We start from the raw sequence: 5,113 nt of genomic DNA on the forward strand, positions 1-5,113 counted from the left end.
CGACAGAGCATCAGGCCGTCGTCGCTGGGCCGGCTCTGGTCGCTGCCCTGTCGTGGGCGAACCAGTTCGACTTGATGCCCGCGCGCGCGCAAACCGTCACACAGGCGGCCAAGGGTATTGGCCACCCCGTTGATCTCTGGCGGGAAGGTTTCGGTGATCAGGGTGATGTGGAGCGAAGCTGTCGTCATGACCCACAGTGTCGGCGTGGGCCATGTCGTCATTGTGTCTTTTGGATGATGGATTTGTGACGGCTCAGGCCTTTTTAATGGCCATGGCCTCGGCGCCTTGCTCACGCACCCAGAACAACGTCGCCCCGGCCACCGCTGCCGGCATCATCAGCAGGTTGACCACTGGCACCAGCAGCACCAGGTAGACGATGCCGCCAAAACTCATGCTCTGCCAGCGCTTCTGGCGCAGCCAGGCGAGCATTTCGTTCCAGCCCAGCTTGTGGTTGTCGGCCGGGTAGTCGATGTACTGGATCGCCATCATCCACACACCAAATAGCAGCCACAGCGGCGCCGCCACCAGGTTGACCACTGGGATGAACGACAGGATAAACAGGCCGATGGCCCGGGGCAGGAAGTAACCCAGTTTGCGCATTTCCCGGGCCAGGGTGCGCGGGACCATGGCCGCCAGTTCGCCCCAGCTGAACGCCGGGAAATCATCGGTGCCGCGCACCACCACTTCAACCTTTTCCGACAGAAAGCCGTTGAACGGCGCGGCGATGATGTTGGCAAGCATGGTGAAGGTGAAAAACACCATCAGCACCACCAGCACCACAAATAAAGGCCACAGCAGGTAATTGAGGAAGCTCAGCCAGCTCGGCAGGGTCGGCATCAGCGTGTCGACCCACAGGCTGAACTGATGGCCGGCGAAGTAGATCAATCCGACGAACAGGATCAGGTTGATTGCCAGCGGCAGCAGCACAAACAGCCGCAGGCCGGGGCTGAGTACCAGTTTGAGACCTTCGCGCAGGTACTGTGGGCCTGAAAGAACGGGGGCGGGCATGGATAACTCCGGGCAATAGGGGCGAACGCGCCGACCTTACCGGCTTTGGGAGTACCGGGAAAGCACGGCCCGCATCGCGACATTAACGGTAACAAAGGTGTCGATTAATAGAGGGCATGGGATAGAGACCACCTATGAGCTGGATTGTTAATCCGTATTTCCTTAATCTTGCCTCCCTCTATACGCTGCACCCATTATTTTCAGGATCTGCGAGTTCAAGCCTTCCCCAAGTGCTTCGCGGTCCTTTTTTATTCCAGCCGTTCTGTAGTCCGGGCGGTCGATAGGAGTGAGTCATGTCTGATACCCGTCATTCGCGAGTGATTATTCTCGGTTCCGGCCCTGCCGGTTACAGCGCTGCCGTCTACGCTGCCCGGGCCAACCTCAAGCCGTTGCTGATCACCGGCATGCAAGCGGGCGGTCAGTTGACCACCACCACTGAAGTCGACAACTGGCCGGGCGACGTCCACGGCCTGACCGGCCCGGTGCTGATGGAGCGCATGAAAGAGCACGCCGAGCGTTTCGAAACCGAGATCGTGTTTGATCACATCAACAAGGTCGACTTCTCCAAGAAGCCTTACAGCCTGACCGGCGACAGCGGCGTGTACACCTGTGACGCGCTGATCATCGCCACCGGCGCCAGCGCTCGTTACCTGGGCCTGCCGTCGGAAGAAGCGTTCATGGGCAAGGGCGTTTCCGCCTGCGCGACCTGCGACGGTTTCTTCTACCGCAACAAGCCAGTGGCTGTGGTCGGTGGCGGCAACACCGCGGTGGAAGAGGCGCTGTACCTGGCCAATATCGCCAGCACCGTGACCCTGGTTCACCGTCGCGAGACCTTCCGCGCCGAGAAGATCCTGATCGACAAGCTGCATGCCCGCGTGGCCGAAGGCAAGATCATCCTCAAGCTCAACGCCACCCTGGATGAAGTTCTGGGCGACAACATGGGCGTGACCGGTGCTCGCCTGAAGAACAATGACGGCAGCTTCGACGAGCTGAAAGTCGACGGCGTGTTCATCGCCATCGGCCACACTCCGAACACCTCGTTGTTCGAAGGCGTGCTGGATGCCAAAGACGGTTACCTGATCGTGCAAGGCGGCCGTGAAGGCAATGCGACAGCCACCAACATTGAAGGTATCTTCGCTGCCGGTGACGTGGCCGACCACGTGTACCGCCAGGCGATCACCTCCGCCGGCGCCGGTTGCATGGCGGCACTGGATGCCGAGCGTTACCTCGACGGTTTGAAGGACGCTTCGTTCTAAACCGTAGAAACAAAAAAACCGGCTGCGAGGCCGGTTTTTTTATGCACGGGATTTGATGATCACCGCAGTCCAAATGTGGGAGCGGGCTTGCTCGCGAAAGCGGTGTGTCAGTCACCCGATGTATTGACTGACACTCTGCTTTCGCGAGCAAGCCCGCTCCCACATTTTGATCTATGTCTGACTCAGGATTTGCGGGTCAGTGGCTGTGCGGCAAACTTCACACCCGCCAACCCATGCTCGATCAGCGCACGAATGTTGCCATGGTCACTGCCTTCAGGCGTGGCCAGCACCGAACGGTAATGCTCGCCAAACGCCAACAGCGCTTCCTGGTCGCTCAAGCCTTCCAGCAGCGCCAGGCCCAGGGTCTTGCACGAACCTTCGTTCTGCCCGGCGGCGTTTTCCACGCTGCCATTGGTGAACGCTTGTGGCTGGTAGTCGTAACCCGCAGCTACAAAGGCCAGGGTATCGGCAAAAACATGTTCGCCACTGTTGAGGCTGGCGCGCAGGGTGTTCAGGTCAGTCATGGGTTTTTCCTTTGGCGAATGCCGCTTGCTGTTCGGCACTGGCTTCTTGCTGGTATTGGGCTTTCCACTCGGCGTACGGCATGCCGTACACCACTTCACGGGCGTCATCGAGGCTCAGCTCGATCTGGCGCTCGTCGGCCTCGGCCTTGTACCACTTGGACAAGCAGTTGCGGCAGAAGCCCGAGAGGTTCATCAGGTCGATGTTCTGCACATCCTTGCGGCTGTCCAGGTGAGCCACCAGCCGGCGGAAGGCGGCGGCTTCGAGTTCGAGGCGTTGTTGATCGTTCATGATGCTCACTGCAAAGGTAAGGGTTAGCGACTGGCCGCCAGGGTGATCGACACCGATTCGGCAAAACGCAACGCATGGGGTTTGTCGACTTCGACTTCGGCGTACAGCACCGATGTATTGCTCATCACCAGGTCGAGGATCTCCTGGGTCAGGCGCTCCAGCAGGGCAAAGCGGTTGCCTTCCACATGGGCGATGATTGCCTTGGTGATGGTGCGGTAGTTCAGCGCGTGGTCGATGTCGTTGTCGCGCACGGCTTCCTGGGCGGCATACAGGATGGTCAGGTTGATCAACACATCCTGCTTGTTGAGGATTTCATCCTCGTTGATCCCGATAAACGTGCGCAGGCACAGGTCCTTGACCCGGATGCGCGCCATGCCTGGCTGAAGTTGTGGCATTGCTACTTGCTCCGTCCAATCAGTTGCAGGAACTCCATGCGCGTGGTGTTCGACTCGCGGAAGGCGCCGAGCATCACCGAGGTGTTCATGGTTGAATTCTGTTTTTCGACACCGCGCATCATCATGCACATGTGCCTGGCTTCGATCACCACCGCCACGCCGGCGGCCTGGGTCACCGTCTGGATGGCGTCGGCAATTTCCCGCGTGAGGTTTTCCTGGATCTGCAGGCGACGGGCGAACATGTCGACGATACGCGCCAGCTTCGACAGGCCGAGCACCTTGCCGGTCGGAATATAGGCCACATGGGCCTTGCCGATAAAGGGCAGCAGATGATGCTCGCACAGCGAATACAGCTCGATGTCCTTGAGGATCACCATCTCGTCGTTGTCGGAGGCAAACAGCGCACCGTTGACGATTTCTTCCAGGTTCTGCTCGTAGCCGTGACACAGGTACTGCATGGCCTTGGCGGCACGCTTTGGCGTGTCGAGCAAACCCTCGCGCTCGGGGTCTTCACCCAGGCCCTTGAGGATCTCGCGGTAGTGGTGGGGCAGGGACAAAGTCATACAACATCCTCGCAAACGGCTTACTTGATATGCCGCCCGCCGTTGACGGTCAGGGTGGTACCGGTGACATACGGGTTATCCAGCAGGTAGCGCACGCTCTGGTAAATCACCTCGGGGCCGGGCTCGATGCCCAGTGCCGCCTTGGCCAGGACCTTGGCGCGGTAAGCCGCGTCGTCGCCCTCGTTGAACATCACCATTGCCGGGGCAATGCCGTTCACCTTGATATCCGGTGCAAGCTGCGCGGCAAACGACAAGGTCAGGCTGTCGAGCCCGGCCTTGGTGGCGCAGTAGGCAATGTGCTGGCGGCTGCCCTTGCGGGTCACGTCATCGCTGATGTGCACGATATCCGCAGGCGTGGAGCGTTGCAGCAGGTAAGCACAATGCAGGTTGATCAGGTACGGCGCAAGCATGTGCACGCTGAACATGTCGGTAAAGGCGCGGCTCTCGTCGCCGGGCGCTTCCGCTTCCCAGGCCGAGGCATTATGAATGATCGCCCGCAGGCTTTGGGTGTGCGTCTTCAGTTCGTCGATGAAGGCGAGAATACCGGTCTCATTGGAGAAGTCGGCAAACACACCGATCGCACCGCGTTCGCGCAAGGCTTGCACGCCGGGACGTTCGCTGCGGTAGCTGAAAATCACTGGCTGCCCTTCGTCCAGCAGGCGCTGGGCGCAATGCAGGCCGACGCGCTGGCCGGCACCGGTGATCAGGATCGGGGCGGGTGTTGAAGACATGGGAGGCTCGAATCGCTGGCAGGCTAAAACTATACCAGCGAGCGGCCTCCCTTGTACTCAAGCAGCGGCTTCGGTGGCCTTTACCCGGGCTGGCGCCGGATGCAGCCAGCCGGCCAGCAGGTGGGTCGACAACGGGATAAAGAAGTAAACCATCAATGGCGTGAGCGCGAGGGTGCTGACCAGCACACGGCTCAGCAACCCCAACTCGCTGAGCAGCGGCTCAAGGCCGAAGTTGAACAGCAGCGACACCGGGAAAAATGCCAGCCAGATGGCCACGGCCTGCTTCCAGCGCGGCGGACGCGCGGCGGCGGCGCCAAACCAGCCGTCGATACCGCGTACGCGATGCT

The 5,113-nt window shown here is 60.2% G+C and carries 7 protein-coding genes and 2 pseudogenes; 1 reads left to right on the top strand and 8 read right to left on the bottom strand.

Annotated elements, in window-relative coordinates:
• Positions 1-188: pseudogene (locus tag HX846_RS14940) on the bottom strand (glycosyltransferase family 1 protein); the annotation flags it as partial.
• Positions 189-252: 64 nt separating this feature from the next.
• Complete coding sequence (cysZ, locus tag HX846_RS14945) at positions 253-1,008, bottom strand: sulfate transporter CysZ (RefSeq protein WP_003208468.1); 756 nt, start codon at positions 1,006-1,008, stop codon at positions 253-255.
• A gap of 293 nt (positions 1,009-1,301) precedes the next feature.
• Between cysZ and trxB the strand changes: the two genes are divergently transcribed.
• The gene (gene trxB, locus HX846_RS14950; protein ID WP_003208470.1) at positions 1,302-2,264 is read left to right on the top strand and encodes a thioredoxin-disulfide reductase; all 963 of its coding nucleotides are present in this window, start codon (positions 1,302-1,304) and stop codon (positions 2,262-2,264) included.
• Positions 2,265-2,446: 182 nt separating this feature from the next.
• On the opposite strand, the gene HX846_RS14955 is transcribed toward trxB, so the two are convergent.
• The 6 genes and pseudogenes from HX846_RS14955 to HX846_RS14980 form a co-directional block, all read right to left on the bottom strand.
• Positions 2,447-2,788 (bottom strand): HopJ type III effector protein, encoded by a 342-nt coding sequence (locus tag HX846_RS14955; RefSeq protein ID WP_008432300.1) that lies wholly within the window; start codon positions 2,786-2,788, stop codon positions 2,447-2,449.
• Positions 2,781-3,077 (bottom strand): DUF1244 domain-containing protein, encoded by a 297-nt coding sequence (locus tag HX846_RS14960; RefSeq protein WP_008432302.1) that lies wholly within the window; start codon positions 3,075-3,077, stop codon positions 2,781-2,783. Before HX846_RS14960 ends, HX846_RS14955 begins: the two co-directional genes overlap by 8 nt.
• Positions 3,078-3,100: 23 nt before the next feature.
• Complete coding sequence (gene folX / locus HX846_RS14965) at positions 3,101-3,472, bottom strand: dihydroneopterin triphosphate 2'-epimerase (RefSeq protein WP_003208474.1); 372 nt, start codon at positions 3,470-3,472, stop codon at positions 3,101-3,103.
• Positions 3,473-3,474: 2 nt separating this feature from the next.
• Positions 3,475-4,035, bottom strand: a complete 561-nt coding sequence (gene folE, locus HX846_RS14970) for a GTP cyclohydrolase I FolE (RefSeq protein WP_010176988.1) — start codon at positions 4,033-4,035, stop codon at positions 3,475-3,477.
• A gap of 20 nt (positions 4,036-4,055) precedes the next feature.
• The gene (gene folM, locus HX846_RS14975; protein WP_008432306.1) at positions 4,056-4,766 is read right to left on the bottom strand and encodes a dihydromonapterin reductase; all 711 of its coding nucleotides are present in this window, start codon (positions 4,764-4,766) and stop codon (positions 4,056-4,058) included.
• Positions 4,767-4,823: 57 nt separating this feature from the next.
• A pseudogene (locus tag HX846_RS14980) lies at positions 4,824-5,113 on the bottom strand (antibiotic biosynthesis monooxygenase); the annotation flags it as partial.

Origin of the sequence: Pseudomonas sp. K5002, from assembly GCF_013386655.1 — a bacterium.
Taxonomy (GTDB): Bacteria; Pseudomonadota; Gammaproteobacteria; order Pseudomonadales; family Pseudomonadaceae; genus Aquipseudomonas.